Genomic DNA, 25,712 nt, shown 5'->3' with positions numbered 1-25,712 from the left:
CCCGCAGATAACGCGGATTTACGCGGACAGAATTATTGGTCTGCGTTAATCTTTGAAATCAGCGGGAGCAAATAAATAATAACTGAATCAGTGCAATTAATAAATCTGTGTAATCAAGCGTAAATGAACATTAAAATCTATATAGCTATCATTGGCATTTGGTTTCTATCCTTTTCAAAAGTGATGGCGCAAGTTTCGTTGCAAAATACCACCTGCGAGATGCGTGAAAATCCATTAGGAATTGATGTTTTAAAACCTCGTTTGGCCTGGCACATGATTTCAAAAGAAAGAAATGTAATGCAAACGGCTTATCAGGTTTTGGTTGCTTCATCAGCAGAAAAGTTAAAAGCCAATGAGGGAGATTTGTGGGATTCGGGGAAAGTAAATTCTGCTGAATCTATTCATGTAGCTTACGACGGAAAAAGATTAGCCAGTCGCATGAAAGCGTATTGGAAAGTAAAGGTTTGGACAAGCGTTGGTCAAAGCGAGTGGTCATCTGACAGCTATTTTTCAATGGGTTTGTTGTATTACAAAGATTGGCCGAAAGGCTGGATAGGTTTCGATAACCCTTTCCCATGGGACAACATCAAAACCGATTCTCGTTTATCAGCAAGGTATTTCAGGAAGGAATTTCAGAGTTTAAAAACGGTAAAATCAGCAACCGCATCGATCATTGGTTTAGGTTTATACGAGCTTTTTATCAATGGAAAGAAGGTTGGCGAAGATGTATTGTCTCCATCGCCTACAGATTACACCAAAAATGTTAAATACAACACTTACGATGTAACCAGTTACATTCAGAATGGAAAAAATGCGGTAGGCACAATTCTGGGCAATGGCCGTTTCTTTGCCATGCGCCAGAACGAGAAACCTTATAAAATTAAAACTTTTGGTTTTCCAAAAATGCTGATGAACATCAACATCGTTTATACGGATGGAACAACCGCTAACATAGATACAGATGATAGCTGGAAAGGCACAACCGATGGACCAATCAGAACCAATAACGAATATGATGGAGAAGAATATGATGCGACGAAAGAAGCAACGGGTTGGAATAAGGTTGGCTTTGATGATCGTAAATGGACAAAAGCAGCATTTGTTCAGGAACCAGGTGGCGTGATTGAAGCCCAGATGAATGAAAACATGAAAGTGATGAATACGCTTAAACCTGTCTCCATCACTAAAATTTCTGGCGACCGGTACATTTTAGATATGGGGCAAAACATGGTAGGTTGGTTGCAGATCAAGGTAAAAGGTTTAAAAGGAAAGCAAATCAAAATGCGTTTTGCTGAGTCGTTACAAGATAATGGAGAACTCTTTACGGCTAATCTTCGCAATGCTAAATGCACGGATTTATATACTTTAAAAGGAGGAGCGCCAGAAACCTGGGAGCCTACTTTTGCTTACCGGGGATTTAGATACGTAGAGCTTTCGGGATATACTTACCAGCCATTAGTGAATGATTTTGTTGGGAAAATGATTTACGATAATATTAAAACCGTCGGAACATTCGAAACTTCAGATGCGCTTACCAATCAGCTCTTCAAAAATGCCTGGTGGGGAATTGCCGGCAATTATAAAGGTATCCCGCTCGATTGTCCTCAGCGTAACGAACGCATGCCATGGTTAGGCGATCGCGGTGCCGTAGCTTATGGAGAAAGTTTTCTTTTTGATAATGGTCGGTTTTATGCCAAATGGTTGCAGGACATCAGGAATTCGCAGAAAGAGGATGGCGCCATTCCGGACGTTGCTCCAGCTTTCTGGCGTTACTATAGCGACAACATGACCTGGCCTGGAGCGATGCTTTTGGTTACCGAAATGTTATATAAACAAACGGGTGATGTTTCAGCTGTACGTGATAACTATCCGGCAATGAAAAAATGGCTGGCTTACATGCTGGATCGTTACATGAAAGATTACATCCTGACTAAAGACAGTTATGGCGATTGGTGTATGCCACCCATTACTATCGAATTTGGCAGAGGCAAGAGTGCCGATAAAAAATATCCTTCTGAACTGATTTCGACCGCTTATTATTACCATTTCACGCAGTTGATGATTCAGTTTGGTAAAGCAATTGGTAATGAAGAGGATGTGAAAGCGTATGAGCTTCTGGGGAATAAAATAAAGGAAGCTTTCAACCAGAAATACTATAACGACAAAGGTCATTATGCCTCAAATGCATTAACCGACAATATTATTCCGCTTTATTTTGGAATGGTTCCGCAGAATAAAGTAGATCAGGTATTTAAGAATATCACCTACACAGTTGAAGTAACCAATAAAGGCCATTTAAGTAATGGTTTGGTAGGTATCCAATGGTTAATGCGTTGCTTAAACGACTACGGGCGACCAGATTTAGCTTATACGGTGGCCACACAGAAAACTTATCCGAGCTGGGGTTATATGGTTGATAATGGCGCCACAACCATTTGGGAATTGTGGAATGGCAACACGGCCGATCCGAAAATGAACTCACAGAACCATGTGATGATGCTCGGTGATTTGCTCATCTGGTATTATGAAAACCTGGCCGGTATAAAATCAGAAAGCGCTGCTTTTAAAAAGATCATCATGAAACCAGAAATGATTAGTGGTTTAAACGCAGTTAATGCCAGTTACCATTCGGTTTACGGACAAATCAAAAGCAGTTATAGCAAAACGGCTAATCAATTTAACTGGAACATTACCATCCCAGCAAATACAACGGCGTTGGTTTACATTCCTGCAAATAATAAAAATGAAGTTTCAGAAAAAAATAAGTCTATAAAGGATTTAAAATTTGTAAAAATGGATAATAACAGGGCAGTTTATGAGCTTGGCTCTGGCGATTATGCTTTTGTAGTGGAGCGGAAATAAAATCATGGTCCGTGGAGACACGAACCATGGCGAGAAAGGATTAATGTATATAAGCCTCGGTTTGTGTCTTCACGAACCGAAACAATAATTAAAATACAATTATGAGAAAGTTTTTTAAACCATTTATGCTGATAACCTTACTGATCACTTCAGTAAATGCATTCGGTCAAACCAAAGATATTGTTGTACCAGAAGAAATCCTGACAAAGGCCAAAGAATGGGTTGCCTCATTAAACCTAGCCGATGCAGCGAAAAAAAACGCTGTGGAAACTACCATTGCCGTTCATTTAACTACCATCAGAGATTGGCACAACGATCATCCCTCATCAACAGTTCCTGATGGGATAAACCCGGTTACAGGCAATAAATTAAGTGATTTAGACAAACAGATCATTGCCGATTCTGCCATGCCATCAACGGTTCATCAGTCGCTTATGGATGGATTAAGAAAAAACTTAACCCCAGAACAAGTGGAGACCATTTTAGATAAATATACCATCGGAAAGGTCGATTTCACGATGAAAGGTTATAAAGCTATTGTTCCTGATTTAACGGCAGATGAAGAAGCAAAGATTTTAGCTTTTTTGAAACAAGCCAGAGAACAAGCTGTCGATTATAAAAACATGAAACAGATTTCGGCCATTTTTGAAATTTACAAAACGAAATCAGAACAAATGCTGAATAACAATGGCCGCAGTTGGAGAGCGCTTTACAGTGCTTATACAAAAAAGATAAAAGAAGAAAAGGCGGCTAAGGCAAAACAATAAATAGTTCCTTAGCACTGCCGTCATTTCCGCGCAGGCGGGAATCTTAAAGCAAAATAAAAGTATAGCGAAAGCATTAGGATTCCCAGTCGAGCTGGGAATGGCGTGGTGGAAATAGGAGCACGATTAAGAGAAATATGATGTTAAAAAGAAAAATATACTTCACAATAGGACTTGTTTTCGCGGTAGCAATTACTGCTCAGGCCCAGGTCGAAAAATGGCAAAAAGGCGTAATCAAACAAGAGTTTCTGTATGATAAAGCACCATTCCCATCGTGTCATTCTGCTACCATAGCCGAAACGCCAACGGGTTTAGTAGCTTCATTTTTTGGCGGAACAAAAGAGCGGAATCCGGATGTGGAAATCTATATCAGCCGATTCGTAGATGGTAAATGGTTAGCACCAGTTTCAGTTGCTAATGGTATCCAGCCTGATGGTAAGAGATTACCTACATGGAATCCGGTTTTATATCAGGTTCCTGGCAGTGACTTATTACTGTTTTACAAAATCGGACCAAAACCATCTGAGTGGTGGGGAATGATGAGAACTTCAAAAGATGGTGGGATAAGCTGGTCTGATGCCACTAAATTACCTGATGGTTATATCGGCCCTGTAAAAAATAAACCTGTTTTGTTAAGCAATGGGAATCTGTTTGCGCCATCGAGTAAAGAAGGTGACGGCTGGAAGATTCACTTCGAAGTGACCAAAGATAATGGTAAAACGTGGAGAACAGTTGGCCCACTACCCGAAAATGGAATCAAAGCCATCCAGCCAAGTATCCTGCAACATGGAAATGGAAAATTGCAGATTTTGGCCAGAACCGCCAACCGTGCCATTGTAGAATCCTGGTCTGAAGATAACGGCGAAACCTGGTCGGCATTAACCAAAACCTCTTTACCAAATAATAATTCAGGAACGGATGCCGTAACGATGAAAGACGGTCGGCATGTACTGGTCTACAACCATGTTTTGCCTCCGGGCGAGCTCGCCAAAGGACCTCGTACACCATTAAATGTATCCATCTCAAAAGATGGAAAAGAATGGTTTGCAGCATTGATTTTAGAAGATTCCCCCATCAGTCAATATTCTTATCCTGCAGTGATTCAAACTGCCGATGGTATGTTACATTTCATCTACACCTGGAGGAGAGAGAAAATCAAACATGTGGTTGTCGATCCTTCAAAGTTGAAATTGAAAAAGATTGTAAATGGCGTTTGGCCAAAAATGAAAGGTTATACCGCTCCGGTGATTACAGAAACTAAAAGTGAGGAACCATGAGATTAAGTAAATCGTCAATTAGCAGAACCATCATTTCGACTGTAGTGGAGCACCACAAAGTGCTCAACGAAGCTAAATCTTTTATCCACAGTTATTTTTGCATTCGTCATGCTGAATTTATTTCAGCATCTTTCATGCTAGACGGCTTTACAATTAAGACCCTGAAACCAGTTCAGGGTGACGACCGTTCATATATGGTTTCTGATTCATTGAATATTGCTATTAATAGGAAAGTGATTATAAAACCGACAGAAAAAGTTAAGTTTTTTATCTTGGTCTTCCTTTTATTCGCTTTTACAAACCTCTTCGCCCAAACCCAAAACACCGATAATCTTTACAAAAAGCCATTAGTTGATGTTTTAAAAGAAATTCAAACGCGGTTTAAGGTGCAGATTAAATATTCAGAGCCACAGGTAAAAGACAAATGGGTAAACTATGCCGAATGGCGTTTCCGTGCAGATATTGATCAAACCCTTGCCAATGTGCTTACACCTTTGGATATGAAAGTAAACAAAGAAAAACCCGGTGTTTACAAACTAAAAGAATACGAATATTATCGTTGGGAAGTTCAGGATGGCTGGGCATATTTAGATGGTTTGGCAACAAAATATCACGATCAGATCAGTTGGGAAAAGCGTAAGGCAGAAATTAAACCCGAACTCTACAAAGCTTTACTGTTATCACCACTGCCTGCAAAACCCAATTCAAAACCCATTATTACGGCAAAAAGAATTTTCGATGGTTATTCGGTAGAGAATATTGCACTGGAAATTTTACCTGGTGTGTGGGTTAATGGTTCACTGTACAAACCTTCAAATGTAAAAGGCAAAATCCCGGTAATTTTATCTCCGGATGGACATTGGGAAAAACAACGTTTCAGACCCGATTGCCAGATCCGATGTGCCATGATTGCCAGGATGGGCGCCATGGCCTTTAGTTACGATTTATTTGCCTGGGGCGAATCGATGCTCCAGTTTAAATACGAAGACCACCGCAAGAGCTTAGCACAAACCATTCAGACTTTAGGGGGTATCAGGATTTTAGATTATTTCTCGTCTTTAAAAGAAACAGATACCAACAGAATCGGGATCAGTGGTGGTTCAGGTGCCGGAAGTCATTCTATTTTAATGACAGCGATGGATGACCGGATTAAATTAAGTGCGCCGGTAGTTGCCATGTCATCTTACTTTTATGGCGGCTGCCCATGCGAAAGCGGAATGCCCATCCATCAGTGTGGTGGTGGAACCGATAATGTAGAATTAGCTGCAATGGCTGCGCCTCGTCCGCAGTTACTGGTATCTGATGGCAGCGATTGGACCGCGCATACACCTGAACACGATTTTCCTTACCTGCAGAAAATGTACAGTTATTATGGCGTGAAAGATAAAGTGGAAAACGTTCACCTTCCTGAGGAAAAGCACGATTTCGGCATCAATAAACGCATTGCCTTGTACGATTTCCTAATCAAAAATTTTAAGCTGAATGATACTGCTGTTAAAGATAAAACCGGAAAATACGATGAAACTAAAGTAAGCATCGAAAAAGAAAATGCCTTATATGTTTTTGGTGATAAAGGTGAAAAACTACCCAAAAATGCAGTAATGCGCTTCGAAAACCTGGAAAAACTTTTCCCTTTAAGTACGGGCAAATAATTAGATATGCAACATCAAAACAGAAGATCTTTTATTGGTAACATGGCCTTGTTAACGGGCATTTTAATGCTTCCCGATCAGTTGCTTTTTGCAGCGGAAAAGAAAAACAGGTATAAGGTTGCGGTAATTGATTTAATGATCCTGAAACGACAGAAAATCAGTGCTTTGCCGCTCGCCAAAGAAATCGGCGCCGATGGACTGGAGATTGATATGGGCGGACTGGGCGATAGAGAAACTTTCGATAATAAACTTGCCGACCCAAAAGTTCGTCAGGAATATTTAGATAAAGCAAAGGAATTAAATCTCGAGATTTGCTCATTAGCCATGACGGGATTTTATGCACAATCTTTCGCCAAACGACCGACTTATCAGAAAATGATCCAAGATTGTTTAGATACCGCAAAAGCGATGAATATTAAAGTGGTATTTCTGCCTTTAGGCATTCAGGGCGATTTGGTTAAAAACCCTGAATTACGTGAGCCCATTATTGAAAGGTTAAAAGTGGCCGGAAAAATGGCAGCCAAAGCCGGAGTTACCATTGGAATTGAATCGGCCTTAGATGCAAAAGGCGAATTACAATTATTAAGCGATGTTGATTGCAAACATGTTAAAAGTTATTTCAATTTCTCAAACGCCATCAAGAATGGGAGAGATTTGCATGAAGAGTTGAGGATTTTAGGTAAGAAAAACATTATTCAAATCCATGCAACTAATGAAGACGGTGTTTGGTTGCAAAATGATCCAAAAATTGATCTCAATAAGGTAAAAGAAATACTTGATGATATGGGCTGGAAAGGTTGGCTTGTGGTGGAGAGAAGCCGCGATGCCACACAACCTACAAATGTAAAATATAACTTCAGCGCCAATACAAGTTATTTAAAATCAGTTTTTCAAAACCATGCGTCGTCATTGCGAGGCACAGCAAGTCCCGACAGTTCGGGAAAGCAATCTTATTAGGGGAATTATGAAAATGGCGATAACGAAACATGTGCAAAGCATAGATATCATAAAATACCAGATCCCTAGGTTTGTGTCTCCGCAAACCAAACCATTTAATCCATTTTTGATTCTGGTAACTCTTTTGTCGTTATTTTACTTCAATGCTGGCGCAGTGGATATCTATGTCGCTGTAAACGGTGCTGATACTAATGTGGGCTCTAAAGAAAAGCCCCTGGCCACACTTCATTCTGCCATCAGGAAAGCAAGGGAATTGCGTCGTTTAAATGATGCTTCCATTAAAGGCGGCATCCGGATTATTATGTGCAGAGGTTCTTATCAATTGCATGAACCTGTAGTCATCCGCCCGGAAGATTCCGGCACAAAAGATAGTCCTACTGAAGTTATAGTAGCAGCTAATGAAAAGGTAGTTTTGAGTGGTGGCATTCAGCTAAAGGGCTGGCAAAAACTTAATAAAAACCTTCCTGGTCTGCCGAAAGAAGCTGTCGGTAAAGTTTGGGTTACCGATATTCCAAATTTTGATGGCAGCGATCTGCAATTCAGGCAGCTTTGGGTAAATGGTCACAAAGCCATACGGGCAAAAAACTATAATGGTGAAGAAATGGGCAGGATTTTATCGTGGAATAGCGAAAAACAAACCTGTATCATCCCGTTACAAAAAAACATCAGCCTGACTAATGTTAAAGGCATGGAAATGTTGATCCATCAATGGTGGGCGATTGCGAATCTCCGTGTTAAATCAGTTAAGGTGATTGGTCAAACAGCCGAGCTTGCTTTCATGCAGCCAGAAAGCAGGATTCAATCAGAACATCCCTGGCCAGCGCCATGGATCTCAGAGAAAACCGGAAATTCTGCCTTTTATCTGAGCAATGCACTCCAGTTTTTAAATGAACCTGGCGAATGGTACGAAGACCTGCAAAACCACAAGCTATATTATTGGCCAAAGGCGACAGAAAACATGAAAAATGTCGAAGTTATCGCCCCGGCTTTAGAAAACCTATTAAAAATTGAAGGAACAATCGATAATCCTGTTGCTTATGTAAATTTTAAAGGAATTTCTTTTGAGCATTGTACCTGGTTGAGGCCGTCTAAACAAGGTCATGTGCCACACCAGGCCGGCATGTACATGCTCGATGCCTATAAACTCGATAAAGCAGGAACACCGGATAAACCGACACTTGAAAACCAGGCCTGGGTAGGCCGGCCAGCATCGGCAGTTGAAGTAAATTATGCAAACCATACTTCTTTTGAATCTTGCCGTTTTGTACATCTCGCCTCTACAGGTCTGGATTATAAAAAAGGAACTTCAGATAATGAAATCAAAGGCAATTTATTCAAAGACATTGGCGGATCTGGCATTTTAATCGGAACTTTTTCTGATGAAGCTGTTGAAGTGCATCTACCATATAATCCATCAGACAAAAGGGAAATTTCAGCCGATAATACCATCAAAAATAACTTAATTACAGATGTAACCAATGAAGATTGGGGCGCTGTGGGCATAGGTGCAGGTTATGTTCGTGGGATAAAAATTCTACACAACGAAATCAGTGATGTTTCTTATTCAGGCATCAGCGTAGGCTGGGGATGGACGAAAACACCAAATGTGATGGAGCAAAACACCATTAGTGGCAATAAAATCCATCATTATGGAAAACATATGTACGATGTTGCCGGCATTTATACCTTATCTGCCCAACCTGGGTCGTTTATTACCGAAAATGTTGTCGATAGTATTTACAAAGCACCATATTCGCATTTGCCAGACCATTGGTTTTATCTTTATACCGATGAAGGTTCGGCTGGTATCACCATCAAAAACAACTGGACCCCAACCGAAAAGTACCTTCAAAATGCCAACGGACCAGCTAATTTATGGGAAAGCAATGGACCTCAAGTTGCCGCTAATATTAAACAAAATGCTGGTTTAGAGAAAGCCTTTCAATATCTATTAAGGGAAAAATCGGGTAATCTCAAAAGACAAATCAATCAGGCTGTTGATCATTCAGTTGTATTCGAACTGGTTTTCAAAGCAGATAAGCTGCCGGGTAACAACACTTTAAAAACTTTTGCAAATGAAAATAACCTGCTGGCAAGTTCAATTTATAAATGGAGCAACCGATTGGTTATTTATACTTCCAGTTTAAAGGTGGAGAGCTTAAAGCAAACCTTAAAACGTCTGGATGCTACTGAAATCAAGTTGTATGATAACTTGTTTTACGATTTCAACCGGGAAAATAACTGCGGCGACAAAGCCGTTGCAGAATGGGATAACATGATTTTATCGGCCAATCTGGTTAAGGATGAAAAAATGCAGAAGGAATACCTGGCTTATCACAAAACGCAGTTCGAAAAATGGCCGGAGATTTCAAAAGGATTCTGTAATGCAGAATTTCAACGTTTGGCTATTTTTAAAAACGATCGGCAATTAATGTTGATCATCAGCATCCCAAAAGGAAAAAAATTAGATGATCTGAATCCAAAAACTACGGAGAATAACCCGAAAGTAGACGAATGGAACGCGATCATGAAAAAATACCAGGAAGGAATTGAAGGTACAAAACCCGATGAGGTTTGGGTATTCTTTAAACCGATAGAATAAATTATTAAATCGTCATTGCGAGGAGGTACGACGAAGCAATCTTACAACTATCGCTATCTGCGAGTGCATTAGGATTGCTTCGTGCCTCGCAATGACGAAACTGAAACAATAACGCTTAAAAAAATAATATCATGTTAAGATTAGGGATTTTAGGTTTAGGAGAGGGCAGAAGTACAATTTCTGCATCGTTGTCAAGTAGAAAGTTTAAGCTCATCCAGATTTGCGATGCCAATAAAAAACTTTGCGAAGAACGCGCTTTGGAGTTCGATTTTAAGAACTGGACAACCCGTTACGAGGATATGTTAACCAGCGATAAAATCGATATGATTGCAATTTATACGCCAGATCATCTGCATTTCGAACACATTAAACTCGCACTCGAACACGGAAAACATGTGGTTTGCACCAAACCATTTATTGATGACCTCGCCCAGGCCAATGAATTGTTAGAATTAGCCAAAAAATCGAGAAAAAAGATTTTTGTAGGGCAAAGTTCACGTTTTTTCGAGCCAGCAAAACGTCAAAGGAAAGATTTTGATGAAGGATTGATTGGAGAATTAATCACCATTGAAAGCCATTATCATGCCGATCACCGCTGGTTTTTAGAAAAAGGCTGGTCGTTAAAACAATCGTTTAAATGGCTGTATGGTGGTTTAAGTCATCCGGTAGATTTCATCAGGTGGTATATGCCTGATATTGAAGAAGTAATGGGTTATGGCATGTTGAGCAGTAACGGTTTAAAAGCCGGACTGAAAAACCAGGATACGATGCACTTTATTTTCAAGGCAAAAGATGGCCGGATTGCCAGGGTGAGTGGCGCTTATACAGGGCCAACACAGCCTGCAAACCGCGATAGTGGCATGAGCTGTATTCTCCGCGGAACCGAAGGCGCCAGTCAGGCCGATTACCACGAACTGCGTTATTCGGTCACCACAAATACCGGGGAAGAAAAGATTATTACCTGGGGCGATTCGACCTTAAAACATTATTTCCGCTTCGAAGGACAAAGCCACCATGCCGGAGAATACCAGAACTACCTGGATTATTTTGCAGATAGCATCAACAATAATTTTACCGCTTATCCTGATTTAAAAGAGGGGATTGGTACCGTGGCATTGTTACAAGCGATGGATCAATCTTTAGAAACAGGTTTGCCCGTGAAGGTTGATGAAATTTTAAAAGCAAATCATATTACGCGGGAATCGATAGGATTGTAATGGTTTGCGAAGGAACCTGAAACGGCCATGGTTCGTGTCTCCACGAACCATTATAATTTGGTACGTGGAGACACGTACCATGGCGAAGAATAATAACATTAACCATAGAAAAGGAGGATGAACACAAATATTAAATCACTCTGTGTTTATCCGTGTCCATCTGTAATTAATAAAAGAAATAGCACAACACTAACCAAACAAACCAAATGGGAAACATTGTAGAACGTTTAACCAGTTTAGATTATTTCATTGTAATCGCGTACCTCATTGTGCTGATGATCATTGGGTATCGGGCCAGTTTTTCCAAAAAGAAAAACGATGATGAAACCTTATTTCTGGCCAATAAATCTTTAAACTGGAGCAGCATCGGCTTCAATATGTGGGGAACAAATGTAGGCCCGTCCATGTTGCTGGCCTTTGCAAGCATTGGTTATAGCACCGGGATAGTGGCGGTCAACTTCGATTGGTATGCTTTTATATTTTTATTCTTACTCGCCATTGTTTTTGCGCCAAAATACCTTGCTGCCAAAGTAAGTACCATGCCTGAGTTTATGGGTAACCGTTATGGCGATTCGACCCAAAATATCCTGGCCTGGTATGCATTAGTTAAGATTTTAATTTCATGGTTATCGCTGGGCTTATTTGCAGGGGGCTTTTTGGTTCGCCAGATTTTAGGTATCCCGATGTGGCAATCGGTTACGGTGTTGGTGGCCTTTGCCGGACTGTTCACCTTTTTCGGCGGATTAAAAGCCATTGCCAAAGTGAATGTTTTTCAGATGATTTTACTCATTGCCGTTTCGCTTTCATTAATGCTTTTAGGCTTAAATAAAGTTGGAGGAATTTCTGCTTTATATGAAAAAACGCCACATCATTTCTGGAATCTGGTACAACCCGCCAGCGACCCGAAATACCCGTGGTATGCCATATTATTGGGTTATCCTGTTGCAGCTGTAGCCTTTTTCTGTACCGACCAGTCGATGGTGCAATCCGTTTTAGGCGCTAAGGATTTAAAACAGGGACAATTGGGCGTGAGTTTTATTGGCTGGCTAAAAATCCTTTCCCTACCGCTGTTTATTGGTACCGGGATACTTTGTTATGTGCTTTTTCCTGGTTTAAAGGATCCGAACGAAGCTTACATGACTATGGTAACCAATTTATTTCCTCCGGGTATGAATGGTTTGGTCATTGTGGTATTGATTGCTGTTTTGGTGGGCACCATCGGATCTTCTTTAAACTCCCTCAGCACCGTTTTTACCATGGATATTTATGTCAAAAAAATCAACCCACAGGCCAGTAACAAGCAGATTATCCGCATTGGCCGCTGGGCAGTTGTGGCAGGTTGTATCTTTGCCGTGATAGTGGTTTTGGCCATCGATAGTATTAAAGGGTTAAACCTGTTCGACGTTTTTCAATCAGTTTTGGGCTTTATAGCGCCACCGCTATCTGTTGTATTCTTACTAACCGTTTTCTGGAAAAGAACCACTAGAAAAGCGGTCAATTTTACACTATCAATCGGTTCCATACTCAGTTTAGGCGTTGGGGTAACATACCTCTGGATTTTACCTTCAGATCAATATACCTTTTGGCCGCACTACCTGATGCTCTCGTTTTTCATTTTTGCCGGACTGCTGATCATCGCGATTTTGATTTCTTTATTGGACAGATCGCCAAGCATTTATACGGTTAATGAGGAGCATCAGGCCAATATCGAAAAACCCGATAGAACAGTATGGATTTCGTGGATTGCACTAGCCGTCGTAATGATCGCACTTTATATTTTCTTTAATGGGCATTAAAAATAGAAATTCGTCATTTCGACTGAAGCATCGTGGAACGGAGAAATCTATGAAATTATAATTACTAATAGATTTCTCCACTACGGTCGAAATGACGTTAATTGAAGAACTAAACAATATGAAAAACTTAAAAAAAATAATTCTACTGGTAATTTTCACTTGTTTGATAGCACCAGCTTTTGCTCAAAAAGCCTCCTGGATCTGGTATCCTGGTGATTTCGATATCTACATGAGCAACGTAATGCAAAACCGCAGAACCGAAAGAGGCTCTTTCTTTCCGGTGTTCTGGAAAATGGATAGCCATTATGTTTTGGTCGATTTTCATAAAGAATTTAATCTTACAGAAGCAGAAAATGTAAAGCTATTTGTAGAAGGAACTTACAATGTTAAAATCGATGGTCAGGCCATTGCTGGCTTTCCAAAAAGCATACAAATCCCTGCCGGAAAGCATAAACTGAGCTTAAAAGTTTACAACCAGGCTAATGTTCCGGCCATTTTTGTTCAAGGCAAAACGGTCGTTTCGGATGAAACCTGGCTAACGACTTTTGAAGATAAAGAATGGATTGACGCCAGCGGAAAAACCTCCGATAAGTCGGGAACGACCTTTGTTTCGGCGGGTTCATGGAATTTAAGCGACCCAAGCAAATTGCCATCAGCTTTTAAATTGCCAACGGTAGCGCATTTAGCGGTTAAAAAAGAAAAAATAAATAATGGTTATGTTGCTGATTTTGGAAAGGAAACTTTCGGTTTTATCAAAGTTCATGGCTTAAAAGGAAAGGGGAGATTAAGTTTATATTATGGTGAATCAAAAGAAGAAGCTTTATCGGCCGATAAATGCGAAACCTTAGATTATCTGGATATTGATTTAGTCCGGAAAAAAGATTCCATTATGCCACTTTCTAAAGCATTCAGATATGTGAATTTTCAACCTGAAAATGGTGTTTCGGCAGATTCTATCTCCATGTTATATGAATACGCACCGGTAACAGTGCGTGGAAGTTTTAAATCTTCGGATAACGAACTCAACAAAATCTACGATGTAGCCAAATATACTTTTCACTTAAATACCCGTGAGTTTTTTATCGATGGAATAAAACGCGATCGGTGGGTGTGGAGTGGCGATGCCTATCAAAGTTATTTAATGAACTATTATTCCTTTTTTGATGCGCCAACTGTAAAACGCACTTTACTGGCTCAGCGTGGCAAAGATCCGGTAACGGCACACATCAATACCATTATGGATTATTCTTTCTATTGGTTTTTAGGAATTTACGATTATTACAAATTTACAGGCGACCAAAAATTTGTGCAGGATATTTATCCAAGAATGCAATCATTAATGACTTACATCGATGGTAGAAAGAATAAAAACGGCTTATTAGAATGGATGCCGGGTGACTGGATTTTTATCGATTGGGCAGATAAACTGAGCAAAGATGGCGAAGTGAGTTTCGAACAGCTTTTATACGCACGAAGTTTGGAAACGATGGCTTTATGTGCCAAACTGGCCAATGATACCGAAGGTATTGCAAAATACGATAAGCAGGCAAAAGAACTGAAAAACAAGATTTTCGAGCTTTACTGGAACCAGAACAAAAGCGCTTTGGTGCATAGCCGCGTTGACGATAAACAAACAGAAAATGTAACCCGATATGCCAATATGTTCGGCATTTTCTTCGATTATTTTACGCCTGAACAAAAACTGGCTGTTAAAAAGAATGTATTGCTTAACGATCAGATCGCTAAAATCACCACGCCTTATATGCGTTTTTACGAGCTGGAAGCATTATGTGCCATGGGTGAGCAACCTTACGTGTTAAAAGAAATGAAAAATTATTGGGGTGGCATGTTAAAATTAGGTGCAACTTCTTTTTGGGAAGAATACAACCCTGATAAAAAGGGAGCAGAACATTTAGCGATGTACGGCAGACCCTTTGGAAAAAGCCTTTGCCATGCCTGGGGTGCCAGTCCGATTTATTTGCTTGGAAAATATTATTTAGGGGTACAACCTACCAGTCCGGGTTACGAAAACTACACGATCGAACCCAATTTAGGTGGTTTGGAGTGGATGGAAGGTAAAGTACCCACAGCAAATGGTGATATTTCAGTGTACTGTAATAAGAAAGAAATCAGGGTGAGTTCTGCAACAGGTACAGGAAAACTGAGAATCAAAAGTAAAAGCAAACCAGTTGTAAAAGATGCAGAAGTTAGAGAGTTGTCGAAAGGCTTATACGAAGTTACGATAGAAAAGGGAAAAGATTATAGTGTTAAGTATTCGGGGTAGTCTCATCATTTCCGCTAACGCTCGTTTCAAACGAGCGTTGCGCAGCTCATATTTTCAAAACGATACAATCATCGTAAAGCTATTTATGCAGTAGGTTCGCGTTAAGGATTGTAAGGGTTCAGTACCGATCTTTATCGGTACCGCAGCGAAGCGGAGCCCTGCAAAGCCTGACCCTTTCCCGTATTTCACGGGATTGGGGAATGCCCAAATCAGTTGGCAATTGCAGTTGGCAGTTATATTAACTATTAGAAAGTCAAAGCCCACTCTAGGGGGTTGGGGGTTAAACCCCAATCCTTTGCTCTATCTTTTTAACACACTTGTAAGCTTCGGCGAGGATGACATCATTTGCAATCGTCTGATCTACATTTAGCGCATTTAACATCGAAATGGTTAAACAGGCAATAATACCATTATTGCCTTCGATACCAATGGGCACTGAAATATCAGTTACACCAGAAACCGAATCACTATTTTTAAAATAAGAGCCCGTTTGCTGGATATCGGTTAAAGAACTTAAGAAATCTTCCTGTTGAGGTTTGGCATATTTCTTAAAAATGGCATTATTTTTTAAGGTAGTGTTACGCTCGGCCTCGGGCATATAAGCCAGTAAAACCTTACCTGATGCGGTTAATGGCAAAGGAAATAAGTTTCCTTCTTCGATAGAAAGCGCAATTGGTCCTGGACTTTTGGCATGGATAATCACCATTACCTGATTCATGTATAAAATACTCAAATGGCACGACTGGCGGATGCTATTGGCCAACTCTTCCAGTGGAAACTGCGCAGCCTTACGTAACTCATCAATAGGTGAGTGCCGGTGTGAAAGGTAAAAAAGCTTTAGCGACAGCCTGTATTTACCCGAAACCTCATCGCGTAAAATATAACCGCGACTTTCCAAACTCATCAACATCCTGTAAATTTCGTTTGGGGTTTTCTCAATACCTATGGCAATTTCAGTCTGAGACAATGGGATCGATTGCGCTGATAAATACTCCAATATATCTAGTCCTTTATCCAATGCAGGGGCCTGGTACTTCGATTCTTTTTCGTTCATACGGGTTTAAATTTGGCTGTAGCGTATTTTTTACAATTTCAAACATACAAAATGCTTTCTTATTTATACAAGAGAAGATTTTGTATAATTTAAATACGAATATATGTTTTCATATTTAAAAAAAACATTTATATTTGAATTAGAGATAGCAATTTAAAGTTAAGGAATTTAAAAGGCTTAATTCAAAAGAATTGAGAATTTATTTCTGAAGAAATTATATCGCTGATAACCATTTATAAACCTAAGCAAACACCGAAATGGTGTACAACAATTGATGAGTAAACTCGTAATCTTTTCTTGGCTTTATCTGTTAAGTATTCCGCTTTTTGCGCAGGATATTAAGGTTGCTCAATTGGATTGCGAATACCGGAATAATCCGATTGGAATTGATGTGTTATCACCAGGTTTAAGCTGGAAACTGCAGTCATCAAAACACAATGTGATGCAGGTAGCCTATCAGATTTTGGTTTCGGGCAGTCAAAGCAATTTAGATAAAAACATTGGCGAGGTTTGGGATAGTAAAAAGGTGATTTCAAGTCAATCCATTCAGGTAGCTTATAAGGGAATTAAGCTGTTATCAACCAAAACTTATTATTGGAAAGTCCGTGTGTGGGATAATTCAGGAAAGCCGTCTGCCTGGAGCACCTCAGCATTTTGGCAAATGGGATTACTTTATTCCGATGACTGGAAAGGGGCAAAATGGATTGCTTATGAAAAGCTGGCCGATTCGAATGTAAACAGCTTGCCAACGGATGATAAAAAAGACAAATACAATGAGAATAACGTCTTACCGATGTTCCGCAAGGGTTTTAAGGTAACGAAGACTGTTAAGAAAGCCACGGCTTTTATTTCTGGTTTAGGCCATTTTGAAATGAGTTTAAACGGATCGAAGGTTGGAGACGATTTTCTGGCGCCCGGCTGGACAAAATACGATAAAGAGGCTTTATACCTTACCTATGATTTAACCAGACAACTTAAAAAAGGTGAAAATGCCATTGGTGTGATGCTGGGTAACGGTTTCTATTATATTCCGCCGGTTAAAGAACGCTATAGAAAATTAAAAGTAGCTTATGGTTATCCGAAAATGATCTGCAGGTTACTGATCGAATACAACGATGGTACTTCAGCCAATATCATCAGTAACCAGGACTGGAAAACTGCACCATCACCAATTACTTTTTCGAGTATTTATGGTGGTGAAGATTATAATGCCAATCTCGAGCAAAAAGGCTGGAATTTAGCTGGTTTTGACGATACAAAATGGAAATCTGCCTTATGGGTTGATGGACCGAAACTAAATGCACAGAAAGAAGAACCCATCAAGGTTTTTGAAAATTTTACTGCGCAAAATGTTACTTCGGTAGCCAATAACGAGTGGGTTTACGATATGGGGCAAAATTCATCGGCGATTATCGAATTAAAAGTCCGCGGTAAAAAAGGCGATACCATTCGCATTAGCCCAGCTGAGTTATTAAAAACAGATGGTACGGTAACGCAAAAAAATATCGGAGGTCCATCTTATTTTACTTACATATTAAAAGGAGCGGGTTTAGAAATCTGGCGACCGAAATTCTTTTATACCGGATTTCGTTATTTGCAGGTTAAAGGTGGCGTTCCAGTGGGTAAAGAAAATGCATCGGGTAAAGCCGTAATCGAAGATTTAAAAGCCTTACACATTAGGAATGCAGCAGCGCAAGTGGGGAAATTCACTTCTTCAAATGAATTGTTTAATAAAACCTTCAATCTGATCGATTGGGCCATTAAAAGCAATATGGTAAGTGTTTTTACCGATTGTCCGCACCGCGAAAAATTGGGTTGGCTGGAAGAATTACACTTAATGGGAAGTTCTGTACGGTACAATTACAAGGCTGCGCCCTTGTTTAAAAAAGCTTTGCAGGATATGAAAAACTCACAATTGGCCAATGGTTTGATCCCTGAAATTTCACCAGAATATGTAAAATTCGAATGGGGCGGCGATATGTTCCGCGATTCGCCAGAATGGGGAAGTAGTGGGATTTTGATGCCTTGGTATTTATATCAATGGTATGGCGATAAGCAGGCAATGATTGATTATTACCCGATGATGCAGCGGTACATAAATTATCTTGGCACTAAGGCTAATGGTCACATCCTGTCGCAGGGTTTAGGCGATTGGTACGATTTAGGCCCGAAACCGCCAGGTGTTTCTCAATTAACCCCGATGGGCGTTACCGCAACGGCAATTTATTACTACGATTTAAATATCCTCGAAAAAATGGCCGCGCTTTTAGGTAAAAAAGCAGATGCAATGGCCTATGCAAAACTTGCTGCTGAAGTCAGAAGTGCTTTCAATAGTAAATTTTTCGATGCCAAAACAAAGCAATATGCAACGGGTTCACAAGCAGCGAATGCAATGGCCGTATATATGGGCCTGGTGGAAGAAAAAGATAAAAATGCGGTAATCGATAACCTGGTTAAAGATATCAGAGATCGTAAAAACAGTTTAACCGCTGGTGATATTGGCTATCGTTACGTTCTGCGTGTTTTAGAAGACGCCGGAAAATCGGATGTGATTTTTGATATGAACAGCCGTTCTGACGTACCTGGTTATGGGATGCAGCTAGCCAAAGGTGCAACAGCCTTAACCGAATCGTGGGCCGCCTTGCCAACGGTATCCAACAATCATTTTATGCTGGGGCACTTAATGGAATGGCTTTACAGCGGCATTGGTGGTATTCGACAGGAAGAAAATGCCGTTGCCTTTAAGCACATTAAAATCGAACCTGAAGTGATTGGCGATTTAACTTCTGCTGATGTAAGTTACGATGCTCCGTATGGCAAAATTTCTACAAAGTGGATCAAAACCGACAAAAGTTTTACTTTAGAAATCAATATTCCTGTAAATACAAAAGCGACAGTTTATTTCCCTGTTTTACCGAAATATGATATCTCGGAAGCATATAATTCATCGTTTGCAGATGCAGGAACAGAAAATGGAAAAACCAAATTGGCTATCGGGTCAGGTTATTATAAATTTAATTTAACGTACAAATGAAAAAGGTAATCCTCGCATTGTTTCTTTTTGTTAGTGCATTTAAATTGAATGCCCAAAGCACTAATCCTGTTTCAGCAGAAACCATGGAAAAGATTTACCAGGAAGTGAAAACTCCTTATAAATATGGCCTGGTAATGGTGCCAGCAGATAAAGACCATAAAATGGATTGCCCGACTATATTTAGAAAGGGTAAGTATTGGTACATGACTTATCTGATTTTTAGCGGTCGCGGTTACGAAACCTGGCTGGCGAAGAGTAAAGATTTATTGCATTGGGAGAATCAAGGTAAGCTGATGTCGTTTGGTGATGCAGGTCATTGGGACGATAACCAAAAAGCAGGTTATAATGCATTGCTGGATACCAGATGGGGTGGAAATTACGGTGTAAAGCCATTTGATGGTAAATACTGGATGTCGTATTTCGGTGGTAAAGAAAAAGGTTATGAAGTAGAGCCCTTGTCAATCGGCATGGCTTATACAAGCAAAGATCCATCAATAGTTCAGGAGTGGAGCCGCCTGGATAAACCCGTTTTAACATCAGGCGATGCAGATGTACGCTGGTGGGAAAACCGCAACAAACTTTTTAAAAGCACCGTAATTGAAGATAAACAAAAACTTACCGGACATGCATTTGTGATGTACTATAATGCTGTTGGCGATTCACTATTGAACAATAAAAAAACACGCTGGTATGAACGGATTGGTATGGCCGTTTCTGATGATATGGTTCACTGGCAACGGTTCAATAAAAACCCGGTCGTTCATCATCCTGTTGGCATTACCGGCGATGCTGTCATCCAAAAGGTTAACGGAACCTGGGTAATGTTTTACTTCGGCGCCTTCTGGCAAGATAGAAAGGGTTCATTTAATCGCTTTGTAGCTTCGAATGACCTGGTCAACTGGACTGACTGGACAGGCGAAAACCTGATTGAATCATCAGAAAAATATGATGAATTATATGCACATAAATCTTTCGTTTTGAAGTATAAAGGCACGGTGTATCATTTTTACTGCGCGGTAAATAAACAAGACCAACGCGGAATTGCGGTAGCCACTTCAAAAGATTTAGGTAAGAGCACATTAAATTTTGTAAGCGAAAAGAAGAATTAGAATGAAGATAACTCAATTTACATATCAGATTTTTGTGCTGACGATTTTAGCTGGTTTTGCAGGATTTCAATGCGCGGCTTTAAATTCCGTCATTTCGACTGTAGCGCAGTGGAATGGAGAAATCTATAAGAATCGTTTGAATATAGATTTCTCCACTACGGTCGAAATGACGACCGTTTCTACTTCACGCACCAGAATTAGCTTCAATAAAGATTGGAAATTCTTTTTAGGTGATGAACCAAATGCGAAATCTCCAGCCTATAATGATATTAAATGGAGAAAACTCACCTTACCACACGATTGGAGCATTGAAGGTAAATTTGATGAGAAAAATCCGGCCAAACCAGAGGGTGGAGGTTTACCTACCGGCATAGGCTGGTACAGGAAGGAATTTATAGCACCAGCTAATTTTAAGAATAGAATAATCAACATCGAATTTGATGGCGTATATAAAAACAGTGAGGTTTGGATCAATGGCCATTACCTGGGCAAAAGGCCTTATGGCTACAGCTCCTTTTCTTATGAGATCAGCAAATTTTTAAAGCCTGGAAAAAACAGTATTGCAGTTAAGGTTGATAATTCAGCACAGCCCGATTCACGTTGGTATTCTGGCTCGGGGATTTATAGAAATGTATGGTTAACCTCAGCGGCTGCCGTTTCGGTAAAACGTAATGGTGTTTTTGTGAAAACTACTATAATTAGCGGCGATAAAGGTCAGAGCGTTGAAAACCGGATTTTATCTCCTGGTGAAAGTATGGCATCAATTGCTGTTGATATCGAACTCGAAAATAAATTCAACACAAAAGGTACTTATAAAATCCTGACCACCATTTTCGATGATAAGGGAACAAAACTTCAGCAAAAGCAATGGCCGATGGCGGTTGATCAAAATGCATTGAAGTTAGTTACCAATGGTTTGAGTATTGCAAATCCAAAGTTGTGGTCGGTTGAGCAACCCGTGATGTACAAACTGCTTACAGAGATTATGCAGGCGGATGGAAAAATTATCGACAGTTATACTACGGCATTTGGGATTCGCGATTTTAATTTCGATGCACAAAAAGGCTTTTCTTTAAATGGGAAACCGATGAAAATTTTGGGCGTTTGCCTGCACCACGATTTGGGTGCTTTAGGCGCAGCAGTAAATGTACGTGCCATGGAACGCCAGCTGGAAATCATGAAAGCAATGGGGGTAAATGCCATCCGTACCGCTCATAACCCTCCGGCACCTGAGTTTTTAGATCTATGCGATAAAATGGGGTTCCTCGTAATGGATGAGGCTTTTGATATGTGGGTGAAAAAGAAAAATAAAAACGATTACCACCTGAATTTCCCAGAATGGCACAAAAGCGATTTAGAGGAAATGATTAAACGAGATCGTAACCACCCATCCATTATACTGTGGAGTATTGGAAATGAAATCCGTGAACAGTTCGATAGTACAGGTGTGGCGATTACAAAAGAATTGGTGGGGATTGTTAAAAATCTCGATAAAACACGACCCGTCATTTCGGCGTTGACAGAAACAAAAGCTGAAAAGAATTTTATCTATCAAGCCAATGCACTGGATATTTATGGCCTTAACTACAACCATAAATTATATAAAGATTTTCCTGAAAATTATCCAGGTGTTAAATTCCTGGCAACAGAAACTACTTCAGCTTTAGAAACCAGAGGTTTTTACGATACAGCCGATACCATCCGCCGTTGGCCAAAAGACGGAAAAACCAAGTTTACTGAAGGTAACAGCGAATGGTCAGCATCTGCTTACGATAATGTTTCAGCTTATTGGGGCTCCACACATGAAGAAACCTGGGCAGCCGCTAAAAAATACGATCATGTATCTGGCTTATTCGTTTGGACGGGTTTCGATTATCTGGGCGAACCTTTACCTTATCCATGGCCAGCCAGAAGCTCCTATTTTGGAATAGTTGATTTGGCAGGATTCCCGAAAGATTCATATTACATGTATCAAAGCGAGTGGACCAACAAACCCGTATTGCACATCCTGCCGCATTGGAACTGGAAGCAGGGTAAGTCGGTTGAAGTATGGGCTTATTACAACAATGCCGATGAAGTAGAACTTTATCTGAACGGAAAATCCTTAGGTAAAAGATCAAAACAAGGTGATGACTTACATGTGCTTTGGAAGGTGCCTTTTGAGCCCGGAACTTTAAAAGCAGTATCCCGTAAAAATGGGAAAGAAGTTTTAGTGCGAGAGATGAAAACCGCAGGAGATCCGGCGAAAATTGAATTAATCGCTGATAGAAAAAATATTAAAGCCGATGGCAAGGATTTATCTTTTATCACGGTCCGCATTTTAGATGCGGCAGGGAATGTAGTGCCAAACGCTAATAATCTGGTCGATTTTAAAGTAGATGGTGTTGGTTTTATTGCTGGTGTTGATAATGGATTTCAGGCAAGTATTGAGCCTTTCAAGGCCAATTACCGCAAAGCATTTCATGGTTTATGTTTAGCCATATTGCAATCGACTGAAAAAAGCGGTGAAATCAAACTAACCGCATCATCAGCTGGTTTGGCGTCTTCATCGATCATTATTAAAACGGGTAAATAAAAAAAATAATAAAGGTTTTGTCATTCTGAGGAACGAAGAATCTGCAAGAGATAAGAAACAGGCTCTGCTAAGACAGTAGCTGATGCGTGGGTTGAGGAAAACAGTTAGGGATTCTTCACTGCGTTCAGAATGACAAAAAATAAAGAGAAAATATAGTGGAGAAGACGATTAACTTAAAAGGAATAACCTGGAATCACAGTCGTGGGCTTTTGCCGATGGTGGCAACCGCACAGCGCTTTGCTGAATTGCATCCTAATGTTCACATTACCTGGGAGAAAAGAAGTTTGCAGCAATTTGCCGATTTTTCCATTCAGGAATTGGCAGAACGGTTCGACTTGTTGGTTATCGACCATCCATGGGCAGGTTTTGCCGCTAAAACAAAATCTATTGTGCCTTTGGATGTTTACCTTTCTGATGAATATTTAAAAGACCAGGAAGAAAATGCTGTTGGCCAATCCTACGAGAGTTATTTTTATGATGACCATTTATGGGCTTTGCCAATAGATGCCGCAACACCGGTAGCCGCTTCAAGGCCAGATTTACTTGCCGAAAGAGGATTGCACCTGCCTGAATCTTTTGACGATTTATTGGAACTTGCTGATAGAGGTTTAGTCGCTTTTGCGGGTATTCCGATTGATGTACTAATGAATTTTTACACACTTTGCTGCTCATTCGGCGAAGATCCTTGCCAAAACGATGAAGAAGTGGTTTCGGCAGAAACAGGGGTTAAAGTACTGAAAATGTATCGCGAGCTGGCGGCAAAAATGGATAAAGCCAACTTCAATAGAAACCCCATTCAGGTGTATGAAGCCATGACTTTAAGTGATGAAATAGCTTATTGCCCTTTCGCTTATGGTTATTCAAATTATTCGCGTAACGGTTACGCCCGTAAAACCCTGCATTTTCACGATATGATTAGTTTAGATGGGGAAACCAGGCTGAGAAGCACGCTGGGCGGAACCGGTTTAGCCATCTCTGCCAAATGTGAAGCGCTCGAGGTTGCTGCTAAATATGTAGAATTTGTAGGTTCTCCAGCTTGTCAATCTACATTGTTTTTTGAAAGCGGTGGCCAGCCCGGACATTTAGCAGCCTGGAGAAATGAAGAAGTAAACCGCCAGAGCCATAATTATTTCCTGAATACATTACCAGCTTTGCAAAGGGCATTTCTTCGTCCGCGATACCACGGGTCTATGTATTTTCAAGACCATGCAGGCGACGTTGTTCGCGATTATTTAATGAATGGCGGAGATGAAATTCAGGTGTTAACCGCCCTGAACGCATTATATCAGAAATCTAAAAGTTTAGTATTATCATGAACAGGCCGTTAGAAGGACTTTTGGTTTTAGAGTTTTGCCAATTTTTGGCGGGACCATCGGCTGGATTAAAACTGGCTGATTTGGGTGCCCGTGTGATTAAAATTGAGCGACCAAAAACAGGCGATGCTTGTAGACAACTATCTATTAAAAATCTCTTTGTAGATGAAGATAGTTTGCTTTTTCACACCATAAACCGCAATAAAGAAAGTTATGCTGCCGATTTAAAGAATCCTGAAGATTTAGAGAAATTAAAAAAACTAATCAGTAAGGCCGACGTCATGACGCACAATTTCCGTCCGGGTGTAATGGAAAAAATTGGTCTGGATTACCAAACGGTTCAAAATATTAATCCCAAAATTGTTTATGGTGTAGTAACCGGTTATGGCAATGAAGGACCATGGAAAAACAAACCGGGTCAGGACTTATTGGTTCAATCCGTCTCAGGTCTTACTTTTTTATCAGGAGTTGATGTAGATGGGCCTGTTCCATTTGGTCTTTCCGTTTCTGATATCATGTGTGGAAACCATCTGGTGCAAGGAATAATGGCCGCTTTGATCAAAAGAGCCAAAACCAACAAAAGTGTTTTAGTAGAAGTAAGCTTACTGGAATCAATTTTAGATGTGCAATTTGAGGTATTAACAACCTACCTGAACGATGGCGGGAAATTACCCGATAGAAGCGGAGCAAAGGGAAGTGCGCACGCCTACCTCAGTGCACCTTATGGCATGTACGAAACTGCCGATGGTTATATTGCCATGGCAATGGGCAATCTCCCAAATATCTGCGCAATCATTAATTGCGATATTACTGATCTGTATGTAGAAGCAGGGTCGGCCTTTGAAAACCGTGATCAGTTGATTGTGCGTTTAGCTGCCACTTTTAAAAAGGAAAATACTAAAACCTGGGTCGAATTGTTAGAAAATCACGGAATCTGGTGTGCTGAAGTATTAAATTATCAAAAGGCAACCGCTTTGAGTACTTACAAAAAACTGGATATCGCGCAGGAATTAAACTTAGATGGAGGCAAAACCATCAAGACAACCGTTAGCCCGATCCGTTTGGATAGGGAGAAGTTATTTGCTTCGAAAGCCGCGCCAAAATTGGGGGGAAATACTTCTGATATTAATAAAGAGTTTGAATTGAATTAGAGTGTACGTCACCCTGACCTGAGTTTACGAAAGCTATGCAGTAAATTTATTTCAGGGTATATCTA

At 40.3% G+C, this 25,712-nt stretch carries 15 protein-coding genes; 14 read left to right on the top strand and 1 reads right to left on the bottom strand.

What is annotated here, in order from left to right:
- The first annotated feature begins 123 nt into the window (after positions 1–123).
- The 9 genes from AC07YT_RS01590 to AC07YT_RS01550 all read left to right on the top strand — a co-directional run bounded on the left by AC07YT_RS01590 (position 124) and on the right by AC07YT_RS01550 (position 15,411).
- On the top strand, positions 124–2,862 hold the full coding sequence (locus tag AC07YT_RS01590; RefSeq protein ID WP_494945136.1) for an alpha-L-rhamnosidase: 2,739 nt from the start codon (positions 124–126) through the stop codon (positions 2,860–2,862).
- A gap of 101 nt (positions 2,863–2,963) precedes the next feature.
- Positions 2,964–3,629 (top strand): DUF3826 domain-containing protein, encoded by a 666-nt coding sequence (locus AC07YT_RS01585; protein ID WP_494945135.1) that lies wholly within the window; start codon positions 2,964–2,966, stop codon positions 3,627–3,629.
- Between the two features lie 134 nt (positions 3,630–3,763).
- Positions 3,764–4,903: a sialidase family protein gene (locus AC07YT_RS01580; protein WP_494945134.1), complete on the top strand. Its 1,140-nt coding sequence runs from the start codon at positions 3,764–3,766 to the stop codon at positions 4,901–4,903.
- The gene (locus tag AC07YT_RS01575; RefSeq protein WP_494945133.1) at positions 4,900–6,555 is read left to right on the top strand and encodes an acetylxylan esterase; all 1,656 of its coding nucleotides are present in this window, start codon (positions 4,900–4,902) and stop codon (positions 6,553–6,555) included. The genes AC07YT_RS01580 and AC07YT_RS01575 overlap by 4 nt, the downstream gene beginning before the upstream one ends.
- Positions 6,556–6,561: 6 nt before the next feature.
- Complete coding sequence (locus AC07YT_RS01570) at positions 6,562–7,512, top strand: sugar phosphate isomerase/epimerase family protein (protein WP_086546136.1); 951 nt, start codon at positions 6,562–6,564, stop codon at positions 7,510–7,512.
- Between the two features lie 13 nt (positions 7,513–7,525).
- Positions 7,526–10,114, top strand: a complete 2,589-nt coding sequence (locus tag AC07YT_RS01565) for an L-rhamnose mutarotase (RefSeq protein WP_086549316.1) — start codon at positions 7,526–7,528, stop codon at positions 10,112–10,114.
- 131 nt (positions 10,115–10,245) lie between these two features.
- Positions 10,246–11,331, top strand: a complete 1,086-nt coding sequence (locus AC07YT_RS01560) for a Gfo/Idh/MocA family protein (RefSeq protein ID WP_086546138.1) — start codon at positions 10,246–10,248, stop codon at positions 11,329–11,331.
- 206 nt (positions 11,332–11,537) lie between these two features.
- Positions 11,538–13,127, top strand: coding sequence for a sodium:solute symporter family transporter (locus AC07YT_RS01555; protein WP_086546140.1), 1,590 nt, complete (start codon positions 11,538–11,540; stop codon positions 13,125–13,127).
- A gap of 118 nt (positions 13,128–13,245) precedes the next feature.
- Positions 13,246–15,411, top strand: coding sequence for an alpha-L-rhamnosidase-related protein (locus AC07YT_RS01550; protein WP_086549317.1), 2,166 nt, complete (start codon positions 13,246–13,248; stop codon positions 15,409–15,411).
- 280 nt (positions 15,412–15,691) lie between these two features.
- Here AC07YT_RS01550 and AC07YT_RS01545 read toward each other — a convergent pair whose 3' ends face one another.
- A complete protein-coding gene (locus AC07YT_RS01545) occupies positions 15,692–16,465 on the bottom strand; it encodes an IclR family transcriptional regulator (RefSeq protein ID WP_086546142.1) in 774 nt (257 codons plus the stop codon).
- Between the two features lie 274 nt (positions 16,466–16,739).
- Between AC07YT_RS01545 and AC07YT_RS01540 the strand changes: the two genes are divergently transcribed.
- From AC07YT_RS01540 to AC07YT_RS01520, 5 genes are all read left to right on the top strand, one after another.
- Positions 16,740–19,499, top strand: coding sequence for a family 78 glycoside hydrolase catalytic domain (locus AC07YT_RS01540; RefSeq protein ID WP_086546144.1), 2,760 nt, complete (start codon positions 16,740–16,742; stop codon positions 19,497–19,499).
- Positions 19,496–20,608, top strand: coding sequence for a glycoside hydrolase family protein (locus AC07YT_RS01535; protein ID WP_086546145.1), 1,113 nt, complete (start codon positions 19,496–19,498; stop codon positions 20,606–20,608). The genes AC07YT_RS01540 and AC07YT_RS01535 overlap by 4 nt, the downstream gene beginning before the upstream one ends.
- A 1-nt stretch (position 20,609) precedes the next feature.
- Complete coding sequence (locus AC07YT_RS01530) at positions 20,610–23,183, top strand: glycoside hydrolase family 2 TIM barrel-domain containing protein (protein ID WP_494945132.1); 2,574 nt, start codon at positions 20,610–20,612, stop codon at positions 23,181–23,183.
- A 155-nt stretch (positions 23,184–23,338) separates the two neighbouring features.
- A complete protein-coding gene (locus AC07YT_RS01525; RefSeq protein ID WP_086546147.1) occupies positions 23,339–24,499 on the top strand; it encodes an ABC transporter substrate-binding protein in 1,161 nt (386 codons plus the stop codon).
- Entirely contained in the window at positions 24,496–25,647 is a 1,152-nt protein-coding gene (locus AC07YT_RS01520) for a CaiB/BaiF CoA transferase family protein (RefSeq protein WP_086546149.1), read from the top strand. The genes AC07YT_RS01525 and AC07YT_RS01520 overlap by 4 nt, the downstream gene beginning before the upstream one ends.
- The last annotated feature ends 65 nt before the right edge of the window (positions 25,648–25,712 follow it).

It is taken from the genome of Pedobacter sp. GW460-11-11-14-TSB4, assembly GCF_059423705.1.
This window is presented reverse-complemented; position numbering and strand designations above follow the sequence as displayed.

Coding starts and splice junctions, on each gene's coding strand:
- AC07YT_RS01550 (WP_086549317.1), top strand. CDS start 13,246: ATGAAAAACTTAAAAAAAATAATTCTACTGGTAATTTTCACTTGTTTG.
- AC07YT_RS01560 (WP_086546138.1), top strand. CDS start 10,246: ATGTTAAGATTAGGGATTTTAGGTTTAGGAGAGGGCAGAAGTACAATT.
- AC07YT_RS01520 (WP_086546149.1), top strand. CDS start 24,496: ATGAACAGGCCGTTAGAAGGACTTTTGGTTTTAGAGTTTTGCCAATTT.
- AC07YT_RS01545 (WP_086546142.1), bottom strand. CDS start 16,465: ATGAACGAAAAAGAATCGAAGTACCAGGCCCCTGCATTGGATAAAGGA.
- AC07YT_RS01540 (WP_086546144.1), top strand. CDS start 16,740: ATGAGTAAACTCGTAATCTTTTCTTGGCTTTATCTGTTAAGTATTCCG.
- AC07YT_RS01580 (WP_494945134.1), top strand. CDS start 3,764: ATGATGTTAAAAAGAAAAATATACTTCACAATAGGACTTGTTTTCGCG.
- AC07YT_RS01585 (WP_494945135.1), top strand. CDS start 2,964: ATGAGAAAGTTTTTTAAACCATTTATGCTGATAACCTTACTGATCACT.
- AC07YT_RS01575 (WP_494945133.1), top strand. CDS start 4,900: ATGAGATTAAGTAAATCGTCAATTAGCAGAACCATCATTTCGACTGTA.
- AC07YT_RS01530 (WP_494945132.1), top strand. CDS start 20,610: ATGAAGATAACTCAATTTACATATCAGATTTTTGTGCTGACGATTTTA.
- AC07YT_RS01570 (WP_086546136.1), top strand. CDS start 6,562: ATGCAACATCAAAACAGAAGATCTTTTATTGGTAACATGGCCTTGTTA.
- AC07YT_RS01590 (WP_494945136.1), top strand. CDS start 124: ATGAACATTAAAATCTATATAGCTATCATTGGCATTTGGTTTCTATCC.
- AC07YT_RS01565 (WP_086549316.1), top strand. CDS start 7,526: ATGGCGATAACGAAACATGTGCAAAGCATAGATATCATAAAATACCAG.
- AC07YT_RS01535 (WP_086546145.1), top strand. CDS start 19,496: ATGAAAAAGGTAATCCTCGCATTGTTTCTTTTTGTTAGTGCATTTAAA.
- AC07YT_RS01555 (WP_086546140.1), top strand. CDS start 11,538: ATGGGAAACATTGTAGAACGTTTAACCAGTTTAGATTATTTCATTGTA.